Origin of the sequence: Klebsiella sp. HMSC25G12, assembly GCF_001807705.1 — a bacterium.
In the GTDB taxonomy this organism is placed as follows: domain Bacteria; phylum Pseudomonadota; class Gammaproteobacteria; order Enterobacterales; family Enterobacteriaceae; genus Klebsiella; species Klebsiella variicola.
In genome coordinates this window covers 109,279-128,713 of the sequence record NZ_KV789913.1, presented here as the reverse complement: position 1 = coordinate 128,713, position 19,435 = coordinate 109,279, and the positions used below count along the sequence as shown (strand labels likewise).

Annotated in this window: 19 protein-coding genes and 1 pseudogene; 7 read left to right on the top strand and 13 right to left on the bottom strand. The window is 56.8% G+C overall.

Annotation, left to right across the window (positions count from 1 at the left end):
* The coding region (locus HMPREF3096_RS23010) for a fumarate hydratase (RefSeq protein WP_228704810.1) at positions 1-1,422 on the top strand (1,422 nt) is incomplete at its 5' end.
* 337 nt (positions 1,423-1,759) lie between these two features.
* Positions 1,760-3,160, top strand: a complete 1,401-nt coding sequence (fumC, locus tag HMPREF3096_RS23005) for a class II fumarate hydratase (protein WP_012541897.1) — start codon at positions 1,760-1,762, stop codon at positions 3,158-3,160.
* Here the strand turns inward: fumC and tus are convergent.
* From tus to rstA, 5 genes are all read right to left on the bottom strand, one after another.
* The gene (gene tus / locus HMPREF3096_RS23000) at positions 3,150-4,082 is read right to left on the bottom strand and encodes a DNA replication terminus site-binding protein (protein WP_016160939.1); all 933 of its coding nucleotides are present in this window, start codon (positions 4,080-4,082) and stop codon (positions 3,150-3,152) included. The two genes, fumC and tus, sit on opposite strands and share 11 nt — an antisense overlap.
* 74 nt (positions 4,083-4,156) lie before the next feature.
* Positions 4,157-5,458: a two-component system sensor histidine kinase RstB gene (rstB, locus tag HMPREF3096_RS22995; RefSeq protein WP_008805073.1), complete on the bottom strand. Its 1,302-nt coding sequence runs from the start codon at positions 5,456-5,458 to the stop codon at positions 4,157-4,159.
* 240 nt (positions 5,459-5,698) lie between these two features.
* Positions 5,699-6,073, bottom strand: coding sequence for an SDR family NAD(P)-dependent oxidoreductase (locus HMPREF3096_RS22990; protein ID WP_032730992.1), 375 nt, complete (start codon positions 6,071-6,073; stop codon positions 5,699-5,701).
* A gap of 244 nt (positions 6,074-6,317) precedes the next feature.
* Positions 6,318-6,680: a hypothetical protein gene (locus HMPREF3096_RS22985; protein WP_032730254.1), complete on the bottom strand. Its 363-nt coding sequence runs from the start codon at positions 6,678-6,680 to the stop codon at positions 6,318-6,320.
* A 252-nt stretch (positions 6,681-6,932) separates the two neighbouring features.
* A complete protein-coding gene (gene rstA / locus HMPREF3096_RS22980) occupies positions 6,933-7,655 on the bottom strand; it encodes a two-component system response regulator RstA (protein WP_023322533.1) in 723 nt (240 codons plus the stop codon).
* 128 nt (positions 7,656-7,783) lie between these two features.
* Here rstA and HMPREF3096_RS22975 point away from each other — a divergent pair, with 128 nt between their 5' ends.
* Positions 7,784-8,119: a GlpM family protein gene (locus tag HMPREF3096_RS22975; protein ID WP_008805069.1), complete on the top strand. Its 336-nt coding sequence runs from the start codon at positions 7,784-7,786 to the stop codon at positions 8,117-8,119.
* On the opposite strand, the gene folM is transcribed toward HMPREF3096_RS22975, so the two are convergent.
* The 3 genes from folM to ydgH form a co-directional block, all read right to left on the bottom strand.
* A complete protein-coding gene (gene folM / locus HMPREF3096_RS22970) occupies positions 8,116-8,838 on the bottom strand; it encodes a dihydromonapterin reductase (RefSeq protein WP_012541894.1) in 723 nt (240 codons plus the stop codon). The two genes, HMPREF3096_RS22975 and folM, sit on opposite strands and share 4 nt — an antisense overlap.
* A gap of 36 nt (positions 8,839-8,874) precedes the next feature.
* Entirely contained in the window at positions 8,875-10,257 is a 1,383-nt protein-coding gene (locus HMPREF3096_RS22965; protein WP_012541893.1) for an amino acid permease, read from the bottom strand.
* 177 nt (positions 10,258-10,434) lie between these two features.
* Positions 10,435-11,385: a DUF1471 family protein YdgH gene (gene ydgH, locus HMPREF3096_RS22960; RefSeq protein WP_008805066.1), complete on the bottom strand. Its 951-nt coding sequence runs from the start codon at positions 11,383-11,385 to the stop codon at positions 10,435-10,437.
* A 521-nt stretch (positions 11,386-11,906) separates the two neighbouring features.
* On the opposite strand from ydgH, the gene pntA reads away from it, so the two are divergent.
* From pntA to HMPREF3096_RS22945, 3 genes are all read left to right on the top strand, one after another.
* Positions 11,907-13,436, top strand: a complete 1,530-nt coding sequence (pntA, locus tag HMPREF3096_RS22955; RefSeq protein WP_032730255.1) for a Re/Si-specific NAD(P)(+) transhydrogenase subunit alpha — start codon at positions 11,907-11,909, stop codon at positions 13,434-13,436.
* A 10-nt stretch (positions 13,437-13,446) separates the two neighbouring features.
* Positions 13,447-14,835 (top strand): Re/Si-specific NAD(P)(+) transhydrogenase subunit beta, encoded by a 1,389-nt coding sequence (gene pntB / locus HMPREF3096_RS22950; protein WP_012541888.1) that lies wholly within the window; start codon positions 13,447-13,449, stop codon positions 14,833-14,835.
* Positions 14,836-14,983: 148 nt separating this feature from the next.
* Positions 14,984-15,172, top strand: a complete 189-nt coding sequence (locus HMPREF3096_RS22945) for a YdiH family protein (RefSeq protein WP_004887037.1) — start codon at positions 14,984-14,986, stop codon at positions 15,170-15,172.
* Positions 15,173-15,289: 117 nt separating this feature from the next.
* Here the strand turns inward: HMPREF3096_RS22945 and uspE are convergent, their stop codons facing one another.
* The 3 genes from uspE to ogt form a co-directional block, all read right to left on the bottom strand.
* Positions 15,290-16,240, bottom strand: coding sequence for a universal stress protein UspE (gene uspE / locus HMPREF3096_RS22940; protein WP_008805063.1), 951 nt, complete (start codon positions 16,238-16,240; stop codon positions 15,290-15,292).
* A 138-nt stretch (positions 16,241-16,378) separates the two neighbouring features.
* Positions 16,379-17,131, bottom strand: a complete 753-nt coding sequence (gene fnr, locus HMPREF3096_RS22935) for a fumarate/nitrate reduction transcriptional regulator Fnr (protein WP_002903394.1) — start codon at positions 17,129-17,131, stop codon at positions 16,379-16,381.
* Positions 17,132-17,325: 194 nt separating this feature from the next.
* A complete protein-coding gene (gene ogt, locus HMPREF3096_RS22930; RefSeq protein ID WP_032730256.1) occupies positions 17,326-17,841 on the bottom strand; it encodes a methylated-DNA--[protein]-cysteine S-methyltransferase in 516 nt (171 codons plus the stop codon).
* Positions 17,842-18,098: 257 nt separating this feature from the next.
* Between ogt and HMPREF3096_RS22925 the strand changes: the two genes are divergently transcribed.
* Positions 18,099-18,257, top strand: a complete 159-nt coding sequence (locus tag HMPREF3096_RS22925; protein ID WP_012541886.1) for a hypothetical protein — start codon at positions 18,099-18,101, stop codon at positions 18,255-18,257.
* Between the two features lie 32 nt (positions 18,258-18,289).
* On the opposite strand, the pseudogene HMPREF3096_RS22920 reads toward HMPREF3096_RS22925, so the two are convergent.
* Both HMPREF3096_RS22920 and HMPREF3096_RS22915 read right to left on the bottom strand, forming a co-directional pair.
* A pseudogene (locus tag HMPREF3096_RS22920) lies at positions 18,290-18,748 on the bottom strand (AbgT family transporter); the annotation flags it as partial.
* Positions 18,749-18,865: 117 nt separating this feature from the next.
* Positions 18,866-19,129, bottom strand: a complete 264-nt coding sequence (locus HMPREF3096_RS22915) for a pyocin activator PrtN family protein (RefSeq protein WP_064173858.1) — start codon at positions 19,127-19,129, stop codon at positions 18,866-18,868.
* Between the last annotated feature and the right edge of the window lie 306 nt (positions 19,130-19,435).

The following is a 19,435-nucleotide window of genomic DNA, read 5'->3' as shown; positions in this document are numbered from 1 at the left end:
GACCCGGAAGCCAGCGAAAACGACAAATACGTCGCCCTGCAGTTCCTGCGCAACTCGGATATCGCCGCCAAAGGCATTCTGCCCACCTGCCAGGACACCGGCACCGCGATCATCATGGGTAAAAAAGGCCAGCGCGTGTGGACCGGCGGCGGTGATGAAGCCGCTCTGGCGCAGGGTGTGTACAACACCTATATCCAGGACAACCTGCGCTACTCGCAGAACGCGCCGCTGGATATGTATAAAGAGGTTAACACCGGTACCAACCTGCCGGCGCAGATCGATCTTTATGCTACCGATGGCGATGAGTACAAATTCCTCTGCATCGCCAAGGGCGGCGGTTCGGCGAACAAAACCTATCTGTACCAGGAAACCAAAGCGCTGATCACCCCGGCGAAGCTGAAAAACTATCTGGTTGAGAAGATGCGCACCCTCGGGACCGCCGCTTGTCCGCCGTACCATATCGCCTTTGTGATCGGCGGGACTTCGGCGGAAGCGACGCTGAAAACCGTGAAGCTGGCCTCCACCAAATACTACGATGGCCTGCCGACCGAAGGTAACGAGCATGGCCAGGCGTTCCGCGACATTCAGCTGGAGCAGGAGCTGCTGCTGGAAGCGCAGAACCTTGGCCTCGGCGCGCAGTTCGGCGGGAAATACTTCGCCCACGATATCCGCGTGATCCGTCTGCCGCGTCACGGCGCTTCCTGCCCGGTAGGGATGGGCGTCTCCTGTTCCGCCGACCGCAACATCAAAGCCAAAATCAACCGCGACGGCATCTGGATCGAGAAGCTGGAGAGCAATCCGGGGAAATATATCCCTGAGCATCTGCGCCAGGCCGGGGAAGGCGAAGCGGTGAAGGTGAATCTTAACCAGCCGATGAGCGAGATCCTGGCGCTGCTGTCGCAGTACCCGGTGTCCACCCGTTTGTCGCTGAGCGGCACTATTATCGTGGCCCGCGATATCGCCCACGCCAAGCTGAAGGAGCTTATCGACAGCGGTGAAGCACTGCCGCAGTACGTCAAAGATCACCCGATCTACTATGCCGGTCCGGCCAAGACGCCGGACGGTTATGCCTCCGGCTCTCTGGGACCGACCACCGCAGGGCGCATGGACTCTTACGTTGATCTGCTGCAGTCGCACGGCGCGAGCAAGATCATGCTGGCGAAAGGCAACCGCAGCCAGCAGGTCACCGACGCGTGCCACAAACACGGCGGCTTCTACCTCGGCAGTATCGGCGGCCCGGCGGCGGTACTGGCCCAGCAGAGCATCCGTAGCCTCGAATGCGTGGCATATCCGGAGCTGGGTATGGAGGCTATCTGGAAAATTGAAGTGGAGGATTTCCCGGCGTTTATCCTCGTCGATGATAAAGGCAATGACTTCTTCCAGCAGATCCAGACGTCGCAGTGCGCCCGCTGCGTGAAGTAACCCAGACCGCCCTTCGGGGCGGCTCTGGCCGATGACAAACCGGTTTTCGTTATTGTGATCGCCTTTCTGCCGGGTGGCGGCTTTCGCCTTACCCGGCCTGCGAAAAACAGCAATATTAAACAGTTAGGCAATTCTCTGTAGGCCCGCGCAAGCGCAGCGCCGCCGGGCAATCCCGACGATTGCATTTTGTCAGCGGTCTGGGCCGCCCTTCGGGCGGCTTTTTTATGTCGCTTCGCGGCACGAACCACCAAAACAACTTATAAATCTGGCCAATACTTAGTCTTTTAAGCAGGTGAGCTTTGTCGCTATGACGCACTTTGAATCCAAGGAGAAAGTAATGACAACGCATCGCAGTGAAAAAGACTCGATGGGCGCCATCGACGTCCCGGCCGATAAACTCTGGGGCGCCCAGACCCAGCGCTCGCTGGAGCATTTCCGCATATCAAGCGAAAAAATGCCCGGGGAGCTGATTTACGCCCTGGCGCTGACCAAGCGGGCGGCGGCGAAGGTTAATCAGGATCTCGGGTTGCTGACGGCGGAGAAAGCCGGGGCGATCGTCGCTGCCGCTGACGAAGTCCTCGCCGGAAAGCACGCGCAGGAGTTCCCGCTGGCTATCTGGCAGACCGGCTCCGGCACCCAAAGCAATATGAATATGAACGAGGTGCTGGCCAACCGCGCCAGTGAACTGCTGGGCGGTGAACGGGGGATGGCGCGAAAAATTCATCCCAATGACGATGTGAATAAGAGCCAGAGCTCAAATGACGTGTTCCCCACCGCCATGCACGTCGCGGCGCTGATTGCCCTGCGGGAAAAAGTGATCCCGTCGCTGCAGGCGCTGCGGGCGACGCTCAATGAAAAAGCAGTAGCCTTCAGGGATATCGTCAAGATCGGCCGCACCCATCTGCAGGACGCCACGCCGCTCACGTTAGGCCAGGAGATCTCCGGCTGGGTGGCGATGCTGGACCATAGCCTGAAGCACATCGAAGCCAGTCAGCCGCATCTTGCCGAGCTGGCGCTGGGCGGGACGGCGGTAGGAACCGGGCTGAATACCCATCCGGAGTATGCCGTGCGGGTGGCGGCCGAGCTGGCGTCGCTCAGCGGACAACCATTTGTCACCGCACCAAACAAATTCGAAGCGTTGGCCACTGTGGATGCCCTGGTCCATGCCCACGGCGCGCTGAAAGGCCTGGCGGCGTCCCTGATGAAAATCGCTAACGATGTCCGCTGGCTGGCCTCCGGCCCCCGCTGCGGCATTGGCGAAATCGCCATCCCGGAAAACGAGCCAGGGTCATCGATTATGCCCGGCAAGGTTAACCCAACCCAGTGCGAAGCCCTGACCATGGTCTGCTGCCAGGTGATGGGCAACGACGTGGCGGTGAATATCGGTGGCGCCTCCGGCAACTTTGAGCTTAACGTCTATCGCCCGATGGTCATCCACAACTTCCTGCAGTCGGTGCGTCTGCTGGCGGACGGCATGGCAAGTTTTAACGAGCACTGTGCGGTGGGTATTGAACCGAATCGCGAGCGGATCAGCCAGCTGCTCAATGAGTCGCTGATGCTGGTCACTGCGCTGAATACCCATATCGGCTACGACAAGGCGGCGGAAATCGCTAAAAAAGCGCACCATGAGGGGCTGACCCTCAAAGCCTCGGCGCTGGCGCTGGGCTACCTGACGGAAGCCGAATTCGACAGCTGGGTGCGCCCTGAGGAGATGGTTGGCAGCCTGGCTACTCGCTAGCCAGCCAGAGGTGCAGGCGCGGGATAAGTAATCTCAGCGACTGCGCCTCCGGTTTGTAGCGGTACTGGACATTGTCGGCGTCATAGTTCAGCAATTCGCCGATATCCGGGACGCTGACCCCCTGGCTGCCGGATATCAGCGCGATCAGCGGGCTGGGGCAGGCGTACTGCACCTGTTTCTGCTCGCTGGCGTACCAGACGCGGGCAATCGGCTGCACTTTCACCGGCCGTTTGATTTTCAGCCGCGCCCGCTGCGGCAGGGCGGCGATGTCCTGATACTCCCTCTCAAGCTTGCTCTGCCACTGCTCACGGGTCCACGGCGGCACCGCCCGCGGTGATTGCAGGCTTTTCTCCAGCATCATCAATACCTGGTCGCGGGTCAGGTTCTTGATCACGTGTTTATTGGCCCAGCCGAAGCGGATGGTGCTCGGGTCGATAAGGGGCGTCAGCGTGCGGTAGGCGCTGAGGGTGATCAAGCCCGGCAGGTGGCGATGCACCCATTCAAAACGGGCAGTGGGGGGCAGGCCAGAATCGACGGTGACGATTTTCTCGAAGGTAGCCTTCAGGGCGTTAATATGCTGAATGCGCGCCAGCAGATCCTGCTGCTCCGCGGCGGTGACCTGCAGGCAGATAGCCCCTGGCAGACGGACGGCGGCCTTGCTGCTGCGGTTTTCCGACTGCTGCTGGATAAACAGATGGCTGTAGTGGCGCAGGGCGAGGGCCAGCGCCGCCTTGCCGCTGTGCTGCACCACCGGTATGTTCGCCAGCGGATCGTGCTCGGCATCCTTACTGACCGCCGGCAGTTCAAATACCCGGGCCGCCAGCAGCCGACAGCTGCTTAATGTCTGCTGGAGCGTCTGCAGCTCCAGCTCGATCTGGCGAAAGGTATCATTCAGACGTTCAACAAGATCGTAGCTGGCCATCATTTCACCTTAGTTACAACATACTATTTGATTTTTACAGCATACGCAGCGCGCGGCCGCTGCGCAAGTTTTATTCAGGCAGAGGTAAAATCGGGCAACTGATGATAAACCGGCCAGCTAAAGCAGAAGCGGGCGCCGCCGAGAGGGCTGGCCTCACAGCGCACGTCACCGCCCATCGCCTGGGCAATACTGTGCACAATCGCCAGGCCGAGGCCACAACCTCCTGTCGCCCGATCGCGGCTGGGGTCAAGACGGACAAAGGGCTCAAACACCCGCTCGCGCTCTTCGGGAGCGATTCCCGGGCCGTCATCCTCGACCTGCAGCGACGCGCGCGGACCCTGCAGGGTCAGGCTGACCGCCACCCGCTGGGTGCTGTAGCGCAGGGCGTTATTCACCAGATTATCCAGTACCCGCTCCATCAGCCGCATATCCAGCGCGCCGTAGTTGCCGTGGGTCAGCGTCGCCAGAGCGACCTCGCGCTGCGGGTTGACCATCTGGATATCCTCGACGTGATCGCTGATCCAGGCGGGAAAGTCAGGCGTCGTCAGGCTGAGTTCCGTCTGCGGGCGGTCGAGGCGGGCGTAGGTCAGGAGCTCTTCAATCAGCGCCTCCAGCTGGCCGATATCGCGGTTCAGCGCTTGCGATTCCGCCTCGGTGAGGTTTTCGCTCATCTCCAGACGGTAGCGCAGGCGGACCAGCGGCGTCCTGAGCTCATGGGCGATACCGTCAATCAACTGCTTCTTACTGGCAATGAGGGCGTTAATGTTATCGGCCATCTGGTTAAAGGCCACGCCGAGCCGTTCAAAGCTGGACATGCTGTCAAAATGAATGCGCTCGCTGAAGTGGCCCTCGCCAAAGCGCTGGGCAGCGGTTTCAATGCGCAACATGTCCTGCCAGTGCGGACGCATCCAGATAAACACCGGAAAGGCCAGCGAGATAGCAATAAACGCCATCAGCGCCACGTCCAGCAGGCGCATTTCATGCAGAAAATAGAGATAAGGCACCGGGCCCACCGACAGCACATAATGGCTGCGGGGAATACGCTGAATAAAGGTGTACTGGTCATCCAGCGCGACAATATCGCCGGCGCGCAGGTGCTGCATCGAGCTTTCCGACAGCTTAAATTTGCTCATTGGTTCGATGTGCAGATCGAACGACAGGTTCAGATCCAGCTCTTTGAGCGTCTTGCTCCAGTCGCGCGGCGGAATTTCCCGCAGCTCGCTGCGCATCAGATACAGCGAACTTTTCATCAAATCGTCCAGCGACTGTCGTCCGGCGCGCTCAGCGGTAAATTTATAGACCAGACCGACCAGCATGGTCATTACCAGAAAGCAAACGAAGAGCAAAAGATAGAACTGCACAAACAGCTTTTTCATTAAATCTCACTTAAATCAGAATGTTAATTACCTATCTTTTGCCTTCATGGCGCGGTGTGGTATGTGTCTTTCCGCTAAAGCGGTGATGCAGGAACGAAACCAGACCGCAGTCCAGGGCGTTTGTCACGGCAGAATATACCGCAAAATCACTTCTACGTTTCACGCCCGGTTTAATGCGCTATCAAAGCAGGGTTCACCCTCACTGACAACATCCCGTACGCATAAATAATGACGGAGCCCTTATAAGCGCAGCAGTCCGCCATCCACCACATACTGGGAACGGACGTTGTTGGCCATGATGGTATCGAACTGCGTTTCGGTGGTATTTTCCACCGTAGAAAAGGCGAGCTGCCCGGCGTTCAGCCACAGGCCATCCAGCATGCTAAATGATTCTACAGACTCGGCGAGGGCATGCGCCGCCTCAGGTTTCGCGCCATCGTTCTGAAGAAACCAGGCGCGCTCGGGCAGCAATGTGCGTAACGACGCCAGTTTTTGCTGGTGGCGCCCGGTCAGCATCACTTCGCCCCCTTCATCAATAATGCGCATTGCCCCCGCCAGACCAATACCGCTGCTCGCCCCTGTAATCACAATTTTCTTACCTGAGAACCGTCCCATTGTCTCTCCCGTACCGCGTGAGTGTTGAGTTAACTCACACTAGAACAATGAAAATTTATTGTAAAACGACCATCTTTGGGGGCTCGGCATGTTGCACCTTGCCATCTTTGTGGCGCCGGTATACCCGGTATAGGTCGCGTCATCCGGGATGATATCGGCCGGGAATATCTGAATTAGTGACGTTGTCACAAATTAATTATAACCACCAGACCTGCACTACCCTGGAGCGTCGAGCGGGGTATCGCTACTCGCGAAAGTAGGGAATATCCACCGGATAGAGGGGCGTCAGACTCAGCAGACGACAGCGCACCAGCTTTTCCGTTTTGGCATACCAGTAAGCAAATTCGCCGGTGGTCTGGTGGTAAATCATCTGATCGAGGTTGGCAAACGGGATCACCAGCAGCGGTCCCTGGCGAACGTGGCCGCCTCCCGTTTCAAAGTGATGCTGTCCCCAGGATTGCTGGGTATGTTCATAGCGGTGGAGGATCACCTCGATTTGCCCGCGCTGTGGACAGAGGAGTCGAATATCGGCGTTGTCGAGGGAAAAAGCCCAACCAGAGAGTGAAGTGAAGAGTGAGAGTGCCAAAAGTACAACGTATTTCATCATGCAAAAGTCCTGTGTTTTCAGGCTTTATGCCACTCTGATAACGGTAAGTCCTTGAGCACAATCATATTGAAGGCTTATGTGATGGGGAACTGTACGGCTAAACCTATTGATTTACGCAATATGACAAATTCGCAGCGGGCAGCGGGCGCGAAGAGGGAAACCCGCGCAGTTGCCCTAAGCAGTAAAAGTTGAGGTGGTTACTGTCGGGGAGTGCGCCATAAAACGGGCCCCTCGCAGGGCCGCGGGAGAAGCTTAGTTGTCCCAGGCGTGTGGGGCGAACAGGTAGCCTTTGTTGCGAACGGTCTTAATACGATAGGGCTCCGTGGCGTTGTCGAGCAGTTTTTTGCGCAGGCGGGAGATAGCCACGTCAACGCTGCGATCCATCCCGTCGTAGGTGACGCCGCGTAAATTTTTCAGCAGCGCGTCGCGGTCCATAATTTGCCCGGCGTGGGTGGCCAGCTCCCACAGCAGATCGAAATCGGCCGTCGACAATGCGACGCTTTCTCCGCCAAGCAGCACCTGGCGGTTGACCGGGTCAATGGTCAGCGAACCAAAGGAGATGGTTTTGTGCGGCGTGAGCGTTGCCGGGGTACCGGCGCCGGCGCCCGCCGGAGCGATATGCTGGCGTAAATGCAGACGCAGTCGCGCGAGAAGCACCGCTGGCGGCGTGGTTTTCAGGATATAATCGCTGGCGCCCATCTCCAGGGAGAGGATATGGTTCATGTCGCTGTCGAGTGAGGTCAGCAGGACAATGGGCCCTTGCCATTGCCCGCGCAGATCGCGGCAGAGCGTCATCCCGTCTTTGCCGGGCAGCATAATGTCCAGCAGCACGAGGTCCGGTTTCTCCCGCGCGATCACGTCCTCTGCGCGGTCGCCGCGAGGCTCGACCACCACCTCCATATCATGCTTGCCGAGATAGGCGGCGATCAGCGCCCCAACCTCAGGGTCATCCTCAACAAAAACGATTTTATTCATGTCTATTGCACATCAGTAAAAGAAGTAACATACACTGCGTCTATTTTACCCGCCATTACTCTTTTATAAACAGCGCTATTTCCGCTATGCTGCGCTAACTTGTTGATTCATTGTTAAGGCATAAGGACATGGGGCTGTTAATCAAAGGGCTGCTGGGTGCGCTGGTGGTGGTGCTGATTGGCGTGCTGGCAAAAACGAAAAATTACGCTCTCGCCGGGCTGATCCCGCTGTTTCCTACCTTTGCGCTCATCGCCCACTATATCGTCGCCAGCGAGCGCGGTATTGAAGCCCTGCGCGCCACCATCGTGTTCGGCATGTGGTCGATTATTCCCTATTTTGTCTATTTGGTATCGCTGTGGTACTTCACCGGGATCATGCGCCTGCCGTTGGCGCTGGCAGGCGCGGTGGGATGCTGGGGGCTATGCGCCTGGCTGTTAATCCTGGGCTGGAACCACTTCCACTAGCGCAGCGGGCGGCCGCCGTCGACGGCGAAGGACCGGCCGGTGACGTAGCGGCTGGTAAACAGATAGTCGATAAGGTCGCTAATCTCTTTTTCGCCTGGGGCGATTTTCATCAGCGATTTATCCAGCGCCTGCTGACGATAGGCTTCGTCGTCACCCTCATTAAACATAATCAGCGACGGGGCGATGGCGTTGACCTTGATCTCCGGCGCCAGCTTGCGGGCGAAGGAGCGGGTCATATTGTCCAGCGCGGCTTTGCTGGCGGCGTAGGCGATATGTTTATCGCTGCCGCGCTCCACGACGTAATCGGTAATATGGATAATATCACTGGCGGCATGGCCGTGGCCGCGCAGCAGATCCTCCAGCGCGTGGTTGAGCAGATAGGGGGCATGGACGTGGATCTGCATCATGCGGTTGATCACTGTGCTCAGCGCTACCCCCGGCTTCTCCGCCATCCAGTCGCTGGCGTTGTGGATGATGGCGCGCAGGCCACTGGTGTGCGATTTGACCGCTTCGGCGAAGGTCAGTATGCCGTCATCGCTGCTGAAATCGGCCTGCAGACAGAGGGCGCCCGCGTCGCGCAGGCCATCGATCGCCGGATAGGGCGTGCGATAGCTGACGATGACCGGCTGGTGTTGCAGCAGAAAATGGTGTGCCAGCGCGAGACCGATGCGGCGGCCTCCTCCTGTGATCAGAACCGGGCGGGGCTGTTGTTCAGCCATGGGTATCTCCTATGCGTTCTGCGGCAGGGCGAGCGCTTACCCCACCAGCATCCACGTTGCCGGCACAGCGGCAACCAGCAATAAACCAATTAGCGCCAATTCGCGGCGTTTGAGCGAACGATCGTGCTGGTGCGTACGTCGAGCGTACAAAAAGACCAGAAGACCCGGAGCGTAAAGTACCACCGACAACAGCAAATGCACAGGTCCCGACGCGTATAATAACCATAAGCCATAAATGCAGGCGCCGATACCCACCGCTTTGTGCAGCGGGCGAGTGGCGATTTTCAGCAGAAAGGCGCCGACCAGCAGATAGGGAACGAGGATCATCTCTGAGGCGATGGTCAGCAGGGTGCCGTAGTCCGACCCGGTCAACCAGATCAGCACCAGCGATACCTGAACGCTGATATTGGTCAGCCACAGCGAGGCGGACGGGGCATTGTTGCTGTTCTGGCGGGCAAACAGGCGCGGGAAGGCTTTATGAGTGGCGGCCAGGAAAGGCACTTCCGCAGCCATAATCGTCCAGCTCAGGTAGGCGCCACACACCGACACGATCAGGCCCGCCGCAATCACGATTTCTCCCCACGAACCCATCATGTTGACCATCAGTCCCGCCATCGACGGGTTACGCATACCGGCCAGTTCGCTGCGCGGCACCACGCCCAGCGACAGCAGGGTGACCAGCAGATAGACCGTGAGGGCGGAGAGCACCGCCAGCAGCGTTGCGCGACCGACATCGCGCTTGTGTCGGGCGCGGGCAGAAACCACGACGGCACCTTCCACGCCAATAAACACCCACAGGGTGATCAGCATGGTGTTTTTAACCTGCTCCCACACGGGGATTCCCAGCGCCAGTCCGCGGAAATCGAGGCGGAACGTATCCAACTGGAAGGCCAGGGCGGCGAGCGCGATAAACGCGCCCAGCGGCAGGAGTTTGGCGAGGGTGGCCACCAGGTTAATCCCCGCCGCCGTCTGCACGCCGCGCAGGACCAGAAAATGGACAACCCACAGCAAAACCGAAGCGCCAGCGATAGACTGCCAGGTGTTGCCATCGCCAAACAGGCGCAGCTCAGGGGTATCGGTGAAGAAACTGAGCGCCGAAAAGACGATGACCAGATAGGAGACGTTGGCGATCACCGCGCAGAGCCAGTATCCCCAGGCGGAACAGAAGCCAATCAGCTCACCGAACCCTTCGCGGGCGTAGGTGAAGATCCCGCCGTCGAGGTCGGGGCGAATGCGGGTTAACAGCAGCATGGCGAAGGCGAGGAACAGGATCCCGACGCCGGTGATGGCCCAGCCGATAAGCAAAGCGGAGGGGCTGGCTACGGCAGCCATATTTTGCGGCAAACTGAATACGCCAGCGCCGAGCATTGAGCTAAGGACCAGGGCGGTCAGGGCGCTCAGGCCCAGTTTCTTTTCCATTGCATTCCCGAGGTGAAAATGGCTGTTCCAGAATATTTATTTTGCGAAATCGCATAAAAATGGAGGATTGCGCTAAGGCGCGGGATTTTACGGAGTGTCCGGGAGCCATGCAATGGCGGGGGATGAAAAAAAATGAAAAGGCGGCATTGCGCCGCCTTTTTAGCCAGTCAGCAGTGATTATTTGTACAAATCAGCGCTGATGGTGATGTTGCCGCCGCGTTCCTGCCACTGACGGGTGATGTGGTAGTACTTCGCCCCTTTCTTCGCCGCGCGTTTCGCCGTCTGATAGGAGATTTCCGTCATGTTGCCGTAGTTGCCGGTGAACTGGATATTATCGAACGGCACCATTTGCGCCGCGGTCACTTTGTTCACTTCTTCCACTTTTGTGCCGTCCGGCAGCGTGACAGTGTAACGCCCGCCTTTGGAAGACTGGGTCTCGAAGAAACGACCGACGCCAGTGCCTGAGCCCACAGCCGCGGTGGTGGCGACGCCCGGGATTTCCACGTTTTTCGCGGCTTCACCGCCTTTGGCCAGCGCCGCGCGACCGGCGTCAGAGTCTGCCGGGATGGCGTCCGGGCTCTGCAGCACGCGTTTTTCAGCATCTTTTTTATAGATATAAGCGGTAATGCGCTGGTTGCCGCCCTGGTTGGCATCCACCTGGCGCACGATAAAGAACGCATAGGCGCCTTTCGCTTTTGCCGCTTTGGTGATGGCATCATTGACTTCCGGCTGGCTGCGATAGAAGCCCTGAACGGTGACAGTGTCGTAAGGCATCAGCGTCACGGCCTGATCTTTCGGCAGTTCTACCACGCCATTGATGATGCGATTTTTCGGCGCATCCGCTTGCGGCGCGTTGTCTTTATAGAGGTCAGCCGTGACGCGCCAGTTGCCGCCATTGCCGTAGTCCGACGTGTCGACAACATAGAATGAGGCCGCGCCGTCTTTGTCGGCTTTACGCGATACCGCCTGTACCGCGTCGCCAATGGCATTAAACCGGCCGGTGACGACAACGCGATCGTAGGGCTTCAGCGCAGCCGCCTGCTCCGGGGTCAACTCGGTCGCTGCATGGGCAGACAACGTGGCGGTTGTCAGGAGAGCAGACGCCAGGAGGGTGTTTTTAAGCTTCATAAAAATAATCCTTTGCCTTGCGCAAACCATATACTGGTGTTGTTGTTGACTGAAAACGTTTGATTATTGCATTTAATCGTTGTGACTGTCTGCGTCATTTTTTGCTTGCCGCCCGAATCGTATACTACGGAAAGATAACATTTTTCGATATGTTGAAAAAACAGCCGCTTGACCAGCAAAAACGATAATCGATACCACTTTTATTAGTTAACGTAATGTTAATACAATGATCTCAATGGCGATAAATGGCGTTTTATCACGCTGGATAAGCGGATTATCAGGCCTGAGTGAGAAATTCAGGTAAATATTGCTGCCCGAAACCATCTGTGCTGACAATAAGCAATAAAATCAAAATTTCTGTTTTATCGCTGTAGATCACAATCGCTATTTTCAGTAGGTTATAAAAAGTTTGTTACTGTTTCATTTTGCAGACAGCGGAAGATGGCGAGGAAGATTTCGCCGTCTTGTCGTTGTTGGTCAGAAAAGTAAACCATCATCAAAAACCGATGGAAGGGAAAACTATGCGTATTGGTGTACCACAAGAGAGGCTAGCCCAGGAGACCCGGGCCGCCGCCACGCCGAAGACCGTTGAGCAATTGCTTAAACTCGGCTTTAGCGTCGCGGTAGAAAGCGGGGCCGGGAAACTGGCCAGCTTTGACGATGCCGCCTTTACCCAGGCAGGGGCTGAGATCGTCGCGGGCAACGAGGTCTGGCAGTCTGACATCATCCTCAAGGTCAATGCTCCAAATGACGATGAAATTGCACTGCTGAATCCGGGAACCACGCTGATAAGTTTTATCTGGCCTGCGCAAAACCCGCAGCTGATGGAAAAACTGGCGGCCCGTAATATCAACGTGATGGCGATGGATTCGGTGCCGCGTATTTCTCGCGCCCAGTCGCTGGATGCGCTCAGTTCAATGGCAAACATTGCCGGCTACCGTGCAATCGTGGAAGCGGCCCATGAATTCGGCCGTTTCTTTACCGGACAGATTACGGCGGCAGGCAAAGTTCCGCCCGCGAAGGTGATGGTCATCGGCGCCGGGGTGGCCGGTCTGGCTGCGATTGGCGCCGCCAACAGCCTGGGCGCTATCGTCCGCGCCTTCGATACCCGTCCGGAAGTGAAGGAGCAGGTGCAGAGTATGGGCGCCGAGTTCCTCGAGCTGGACTTTAAAGAGGAAGCCGGCAGCGGCGACGGCTACGCCAAGGTGATGTCTGAGGCCTTTATTAAGGCCGAAATGGCGCTGTTCGCCGCCCAGGCGAAAGATGTCGATATCATCGTCACCACGGCGTTAATTCCGGGTAAACCGGCACCGAAACTGATCACCCGCGAGATGGTCGACTCCATGAAGTCGGGCAGCGTGGTGGTCGACCTCGCCTCGCAAAATGGCGGCAACTGTGAGTACACCGTGCCCGGCGAAGTGGTCACCACCGCCAACGGCGTGAAAATTATTGGTTACACCGATCTGCCGGGCCGTCTGCCGACCCAGTCTTCCCAGCTCTACGGTACCAACCTGGTTAACCTGCTGAAGCTGCTGTGCAAAGAGAAAGATGGCAACATTGTTATCGATTTCGATGACGTGGTGGTGCGCGGCGTGACCGTAGTGCGCGAAGGCGAAATCACCTGGCCGGCGCCGCCGATTCAGGTCTCCGTTCAGCCGCAGGCTGCAGCGAAAAAAGTGGAAGCGCCGAAAGAAGCGGCAAAACCGGTGTCCCCATGGCGTAAATATGCCCTGATAGCGCTGGCGATTATCCTCTTCGGCTGGCTGGCGAACGTCGCGCCAAAAGAGTTTCTTGGCCATTTCACCGTCTTCGCGCTGGCCTGCGTAGTAGGTTACTACGTGGTATGGAACGTCTCCCATGCGCTGCATACGCCGCTGATGTCGGTGACGAACGCGATTTCGGGCATTATCGTTGTTGGTGCGTTGTTGCAGATAGGCCACGGGGGCTGGGTCAGCTTCCTGAGCTTTATCGCGGTACTGATCGCCAGCATTAATATTTTCGGTGGTTTTACCGTGACTCAGCGCATGCTGAAAATGTTTCGCAAAGGATAAGGGGTAGCACATGTCTGGTGGATTAGTTACAGCTGCATACATTGTTGCCGCAATCCTGTTTATTTTCAGCCTGGCGGGTCTGTCGAAACACGAAACGTCGCAGCAGGGCAACTATTTCGGCATCGCCGGGATGGCTATCGCCCTGATCGCCACGATTCTGGGGCCGGACGCCGGCAACGTCGGTTGGATCATCCTCGCGATGGTGATCGGTGGGGCGATCGGTATTCGTCTGGCGAAAAAGGTCGAGATGACCGAGATGCCGGAGCTGGTGGCTATCCTGCACAGCTTCGTGGGCCTGGCGGCGGTGCTGGTGGGTTTTAACAGCTACCTGCAGCATGAAACCGGGATGGAGCAGATTCTGGTCAATATCCATTTGACCGAAGTGTTCCTCGGCATCTTCATCGGTGCAGTCACCTTCACCGGTTCGGTGGTGGCGTTTGGTAAACTGCGCGGCAAAATTTCCTCGAAGCCGCTGATGCTGCCCAATCGCCATAAGCTGAACCTGGCGGCGCTGGTGGTCTCCTTCGTGCTGATGGTGATTTTTGTTCGCGCCGACAGCACTGGTACCCAGGTCCTGTGCCTGCTGGTGATGACCGCGATCGCGCTGGCCTTCGGCTGGCACCTGGTGGCTTCTATCGGCGGCGCGGATATGCCGGTGGTGGTTTCCATGCTCAACTCCTACTCGGGCTGGGCGGCAGCGGCAGCGGGCTTTATGCTGAGCAATGACCTGCTGATCGTCACCGGCGCGCTGGTGGGTTCTTCCGGTGCCATCCTCTCTTACATTATGTGTAAGGCGATGAACCGCTCCTTTATCAGCGTGATTGCTGGCGGCTTCGGCACCGATGGGTCTTCCAGCGGCGGCGATGAAGAAGTGGGCGAACATCGCGAGATTAGCGCGGAAGAGACAGCGGAGATGCTGAAAAACTCGCAGTCGGTGATCATCACCCCTGGCTACGGTATGGCGGTGGCCCAGGCGCAGTATCCGGTGGCAGAAATTACCGAGAAGCTGCGGGCGCGGGGTATCAAAGTACGCTTTGGTATTCACCCGGTGGCCGGGCGTCTGCCGGGGCATATGAACGTGCTGCTGGCGGAAGCCAAAGTGCCTTACGACATCGTGCTGGAGATGGATGAGATCAACGACGATTTCAGCGATACCGACACCGTGCTGGTGATTGGCGCCAACGACACCGTCAACCCGGCGGCGCAGGACGATCCGAAGAGCCCTATCGCGGGTATGCCAGTGTTGGAAGTCTGGAAAGCGCAGAACGTGGTGGTCTTTAAGCGTTCGATGAACACTGGCTACGCCGGCGTACAGAACCCGCTGTTCTTCAAAGAGAACACCCATATGCTGTTTGGGGATGCGAAAGCCAGCGTCGATGCGATCCTGAAAGCGCTGTAATGTAGCACGCTTGTTTTACAACGTTTGTTTATAAGCCGTCTCCTGTGAGACGGCTTTTTTATATGCGGAGAGATGCCTGGAATTGTTCATAAAATAAGCGGTGAGAGATGATATAATGTCCCGGTTATTACATCAGACAGAGGATATTATGGATACCGAGTTAACCCCAACGCAGATGGCCATCGAATTCTTACGCCGCGACACTACCGTCATGACCCCAGCGCAGTATCTGAAAAAGCTGAAACTGCTGGAGCTGGAGTTTGCTGACCTGATGGCGCTCTCATCGCTGGAGCTGAAAGAAGAGATCGATCTGGCCTGGCGTCTGGGTATCCACTAAGCCATTCTCGCTGGACAGTGACAGGGGCCGCCAGCGGCCCTTTTTTTGTGCCTGACTGGCAGCAAGCAAAAAAAATCCCCCGCGAGGCGGGGGAAGATGAGCGGTACGAGAAGAGGGTTAATCGTCGTCGTCGTCGTCCAGTTCCACCGGCGTCTGGTAGGCCTCCGGTTTGAGTACCAGCAGGTCACAGCGCAGATGATCGACCACCTGTTCCGCGGTATTGCCGAGGAACGCCGCTGACAGGCCGGTACGTCCGACCGTTCCCAGCACCACGATCCCCGCCTGCAGATGCTCGGCGAGATCCGGGATCACCTCCTCAGGCAGGCCTTTTTCCACGTGGGTGAATTTCTCATCGATGCCAAACTTCTGCCGCAGCGCTTTCATCGCCAGCAGGTGCTGACCGCGAATGGCGTCGTTGTAGACGCTGGGATCAAAATCCGGAAGCTCAATCGCGATATTGATGGGGGTCACCGGGTAGGCGCCGATGAGATGTACTTCGGTATGGTTAACTTCTTGCGCCAGAGACAGCGTTTCCCGAACCAGCTTTTCGTTCAGGGTGTTGTGATAATTCTCTTCGCTGGCGAGATTGACCGCGACCAGCGCTTTGCCACCTTCCGGCCACGGTTGGTCTTTTACCATCCACACCGGGCAGGGACACTTACGCAACAGGTGCCAGTCGGTGGGGGTGAAGATCACTGCCTCCAGTTTGTCGTGCTGGTGGGCCATCTTCAACAGCAGGTCGTGTTTCTCGCTAATAACTTCCTGAATAATGGCTTCGAAGGGGCGGTTGTGCCACACCACTTTTACGTCGATCGGCACACCCGATTCAATATAGAATTTCGCCTGCTCGCGTATCCAGGCTGTACGTTGGGCAATAACGCCCTGGCGCATCGCCGTGCGTTCGTCCGGCGACAGCAGGGTGGTCATTTCATAAGAAAAATCATAGATCGGCAAAAAGGCTTTGATGCGTCCACCAATCCGTTGGTGCAAGTACACCGCGCGCCTAAGTGCCGGCTGGTCGTCCTGGTTAGGATCGATTACTACCAGCATGCTCTGATACTTCGCCATACAGGGTCTCCTTACAACTGCAGCTACCGTCAGTTACTAAAAAGATAACCTATATGGATGAATTGAAACAGGGGAGGAGCCTGGTCAGATCAACAAATCTTAAAAAATTGCCGATCGTGACCAGGTGGTGCGCAGAGATTAAGCGACGTTGCGCGCCTGACCGGCCAGCTGGGCCAGCAGATCGCTGTTTTCAATAGTGATGTATTTGCCTTTCACTGCCAGCATGCCGCTTTTCTGGAAACGCCCCAGCAGACGGCTGATGGTTTCGACAGTGAGGCCGAGATAGTTACCGATGTCGCCGCGGGTCATGGTCAGGCGGAACTCACGGGGTGAGAAGCCGCGCTGGGCGAAACGACGAGAGAGGTTGTAGATAAACGCCGCCAGGCGCTCTTCGGCATTCTTTTTGGAAAGCAGCAGGATCATATCCTGGTCGCCTTTAATCTCGCCGCTCATCAGGCGCATCATCTGCTGACGCAGATTCGGCATTTTTCCGGAAAGATCGTCAAGGGTTTCGAAGGGGATTTCGCAGACCATCGAGGTTTCCAGCGCCTGCGCAAAGCTCGGGTGCAGACCGGTGCCGATGGCGTCGAAGCCCACCAGATCGCCCGCCAGATGGAAGCCGGTGATCTGCTCATCACCTTGCTCAGTGATGGTGTAGCTTTTGATGGTCCCGGAGCGAATAGCGTACAACGACTTCAGCTCATCACCGGCTTTGAACAAGGTTTGACCTTTCTGGATAGGCTTTTTCCGCTCGATAATATTATCCAGCTGATCAAGCTCATGCTCGTTCAGAGTAAAGGGGATGCAGAGCTGGCTGATACTGCAATCCTGACAATGGATAGCACAACCGCCAGACTGAATGCGTCGAATAATTCGCTTCTCAGGGATCATATGTCTGCTCAGGCCTTAATTGATATTGGTCAATTTTAACATCTTTTTGATCAGCAGGTAAGTCTTCAGACCCGGAAACACGTAATATCAGCAGGGTAAATCAAAACGGATGCATATCTGCTTGATAAGCAATAGATTATTTCGCTATGTTTGATTGTAAAATTACCTGAAGATTCCAGAAAAGGCATTTTCAGTCAAAGTAAAAGATACCCTTCATGGCGCAATAACCACTCTTTTCGCTGCACGCCCCCGGCATAGCCGGTCAGGGTACCGTTACGCCCGATGACCCGATGGCAGGGCACCACGATACTCACCGGATTGGCGCCATTGGCGGCCCCCACGGCGCGAGCGGCGCCGGGGCGTCCGAGCGCCTCGGCCAGTTGGCCATAGTGCATCACCTGGCCACAGGGGATATCGCGTAACGCCTGCCAGACCTGACGCTGGAAAGGGGTGCCAGCGGTGGCGGTAGGCAGGGTATTGATAATCGCCAGATCGCCGGCGAAATAGTCGTTCAGCTTACTGCTGAGGCCGCCTGGGTTGCGGCAGTCGACGCGCTGATAACCTTCCTGTCGATAGTGAACGTCGAGCAGGGTTTCCATCCGATCGCGGTGCTCGTCCCACTCGACGGCGCGCAAATTAAACTGTTCGTCGCAAAGTACCCACAGCGGCCCCAGCGGGGTATCCATTTTATCCTGCAGCAAGGTCAACATCGTTTCTGTCATCCACCATCGTACATGAGGGGCACACGATACCACGCGCTGACGACAGTCAACTATACTCCCAAAAGGTAAAGCCGCATCACGGGCTGGCGCTCTGCGTAAGCCACGATGATTTATTTTTGGATCGATCCTGGCGGGTTATCGGGCATGGTTTTTGCTACTTTTTAACTGACGATACCGGTGCTTCACGCGCCTGGTAGGGTGCCGACGCCTCAGCGCGGCGCTGTTAATCACTCAGAGGTGGGGCTATGCAATATATACTGACTGGCGTACTGGTATTGATCATCAGCGGCTTAGCGATCCACGGTCTGACCCTGGTGTTTGAAAGGGTGTACAAAGCGCTTTTCTATAAATTAGCCAGTGTGGATCATGCGGCCAGCAAAGTGAAAACGAAGGTGTCGCGTTAAGGCTATACGGCCATCCCTGGCCTGCCAGCAGGTTAAGGAAGATGCGGATAGATGCCCGGGCCGATCGGCAGTCCCACCAGATACCATCCCACCAGCAACAGCAGCCAGACGGCGAGAAAAATCAGCGGGTAAGGGAGAACCAGCGAGTAGTAGGTGCCGAGGCGGGCATCCGGTCGGTAGCGCTGTAGGAAGCCGAGAAACAGCGGCACAAACGGCGACACCGGCGCCAGCGGCAGCACCGATGAATCGGCGATGCGAAAGAGGATCTGCGCAAAGGCCGGGTGAAAGCCCAGCAGCATAAACATCGGCACGAAGATCGGCGCCAGAATCGACCAGATGGCCGAGCCGCTGGCGATAAACATACACAGAAAAGCCGACAGCAGCGCGAGCCCGACAAACGCCGGGACGCCGTTCATCCCGGCGCTCTCCAGCAGGTCCGTCAGACCGACGGCCATAAACTTGCCCATGTTGCTCCAGTTGAACATGGTAATTATAAGTAATGATAACAATAAGTTAATTGTTTATGGGGTTCTATTGGGGTGCTTTGGTGTGCAAAAATAATTCCGGATGCTACGCAATGGGCGGCATCCGGAATCATTGTAGCAGTATCACTTACTGTAGCCTTTCATCTGCTCCAGTAAGTCACGCCCTTTCTTCAACTGCGCATCGATGTGATTAGCAAGGTCTTGAATATGGATCATACGTGGTGCCTTCTGGCTCTCTGCCGCCCGGAAGGTCGGAATGGGTATCTCGCCCGTAGCCGCGCGTTTTTCTGCGGTTGCCGGTTTCAGCCCAAAATACTTTTCGCACACCTGGCTGAGTGGAACCGTAGCAGACCCATATTCGGCCATTAACAAAAACATTGTATTCATTTTCACCTCACACCACTTTCAGGCCACGATAGTGGCACCAAGTCTCATACATCCGCTTAAAGTCTTCCCTGCTATGATAGCCGCGACTGTTGGGCGGTTAATGATGGCAATTCCTACGCTCATGCTGTGCCTGCCTTTTTAATTGGCCATGGGGCGTACTCACCCTGGGGAAGTTCGTCGGTAACATCGTGAGAAGCCCATGAGCGAAACTTCTCGATGGTGACTGTGGGGTAATGCCGCCCAAACGAAACGGACGGGCTGTCATACTGGACGTGTGACCTGCTGAACCAGGTAACGGTACGGTCG

Coding starts and splice junctions, on each gene's coding strand:
- fumC (WP_012541897.1), top strand. CDS start 1,760: ATGACAACGCATCGCAGTGAAAAAGACTCGATGGGCGCCATCGACGTC.
- tus (WP_016160939.1), bottom strand. CDS start 4,082: ATGGCCAGCTACGATCTTGTTGAACGTCTGAATGATACCTTTCGCCAG.
- rstB (WP_008805073.1), bottom strand. CDS start 5,458: ATGAAAAAGCTGTTTGTGCAGTTCTATCTTTTGCTCTTCGTTTGCTTT.
- HMPREF3096_RS22990 (WP_032730992.1), bottom strand. CDS start 6,073: ATGGGACGGTTCTCAGGTAAGAAAATTGTGATTACAGGGGCGAGCAGC.
- HMPREF3096_RS22985 (WP_032730254.1), bottom strand. CDS start 6,680: ATGATGAAATACGTTGTACTTTTGGCACTCTCACTCTTCACTTCACTC.
- rstA (WP_023322533.1), bottom strand. CDS start 7,655: ATGAATAAAATCGTTTTTGTTGAGGATGACCCTGAGGTTGGGGCGCTG.
- HMPREF3096_RS22975 (WP_008805069.1), top strand. CDS start 7,784: ATGGGGCTGTTAATCAAAGGGCTGCTGGGTGCGCTGGTGGTGGTGCTG.
- folM (WP_012541894.1), bottom strand. CDS start 8,838: ATGGCTGAACAACAGCCCCGCCCGGTTCTGATCACAGGAGGAGGCCGC.
- HMPREF3096_RS22965 (WP_012541893.1), bottom strand. CDS start 10,257: ATGGAAAAGAAACTGGGCCTGAGCGCCCTGACCGCCCTGGTCCTTAGC.
- ydgH (WP_008805066.1), bottom strand. CDS start 11,385: ATGAAGCTTAAAAACACCCTCCTGGCGTCTGCTCTCCTGACAACCGCC.
- pntA (WP_032730255.1), top strand. CDS start 11,907: ATGCGTATTGGTGTACCACAAGAGAGGCTAGCCCAGGAGACCCGGGCC.
- pntB (WP_012541888.1), top strand. CDS start 13,447: ATGTCTGGTGGATTAGTTACAGCTGCATACATTGTTGCCGCAATCCTG.
- HMPREF3096_RS22945 (WP_004887037.1), top strand. CDS start 14,984: ATGGATACCGAGTTAACCCCAACGCAGATGGCCATCGAATTCTTACGC.
- uspE (WP_008805063.1), bottom strand. CDS start 16,240: ATGGCGAAGTATCAGAGCATGCTGGTAGTAATCGATCCTAACCAGGAC.
- fnr (WP_002903394.1), bottom strand. CDS start 17,131: ATGATCCCTGAGAAGCGAATTATTCGACGCATTCAGTCTGGCGGTTGT.
- ogt (WP_032730256.1), bottom strand. CDS start 17,841: ATGTTGACCTTGCTGCAGGATAAAATGGATACCCCGCTGGGGCCGCTG.
- HMPREF3096_RS22925 (WP_012541886.1), top strand. CDS start 18,099: ATGCAATATATACTGACTGGCGTACTGGTATTGATCATCAGCGGCTTA.
- HMPREF3096_RS22915 (WP_064173858.1), bottom strand. CDS start 19,129: ATGAATACAATGTTTTTGTTAATGGCCGAATATGGGTCTGCTACGGTT.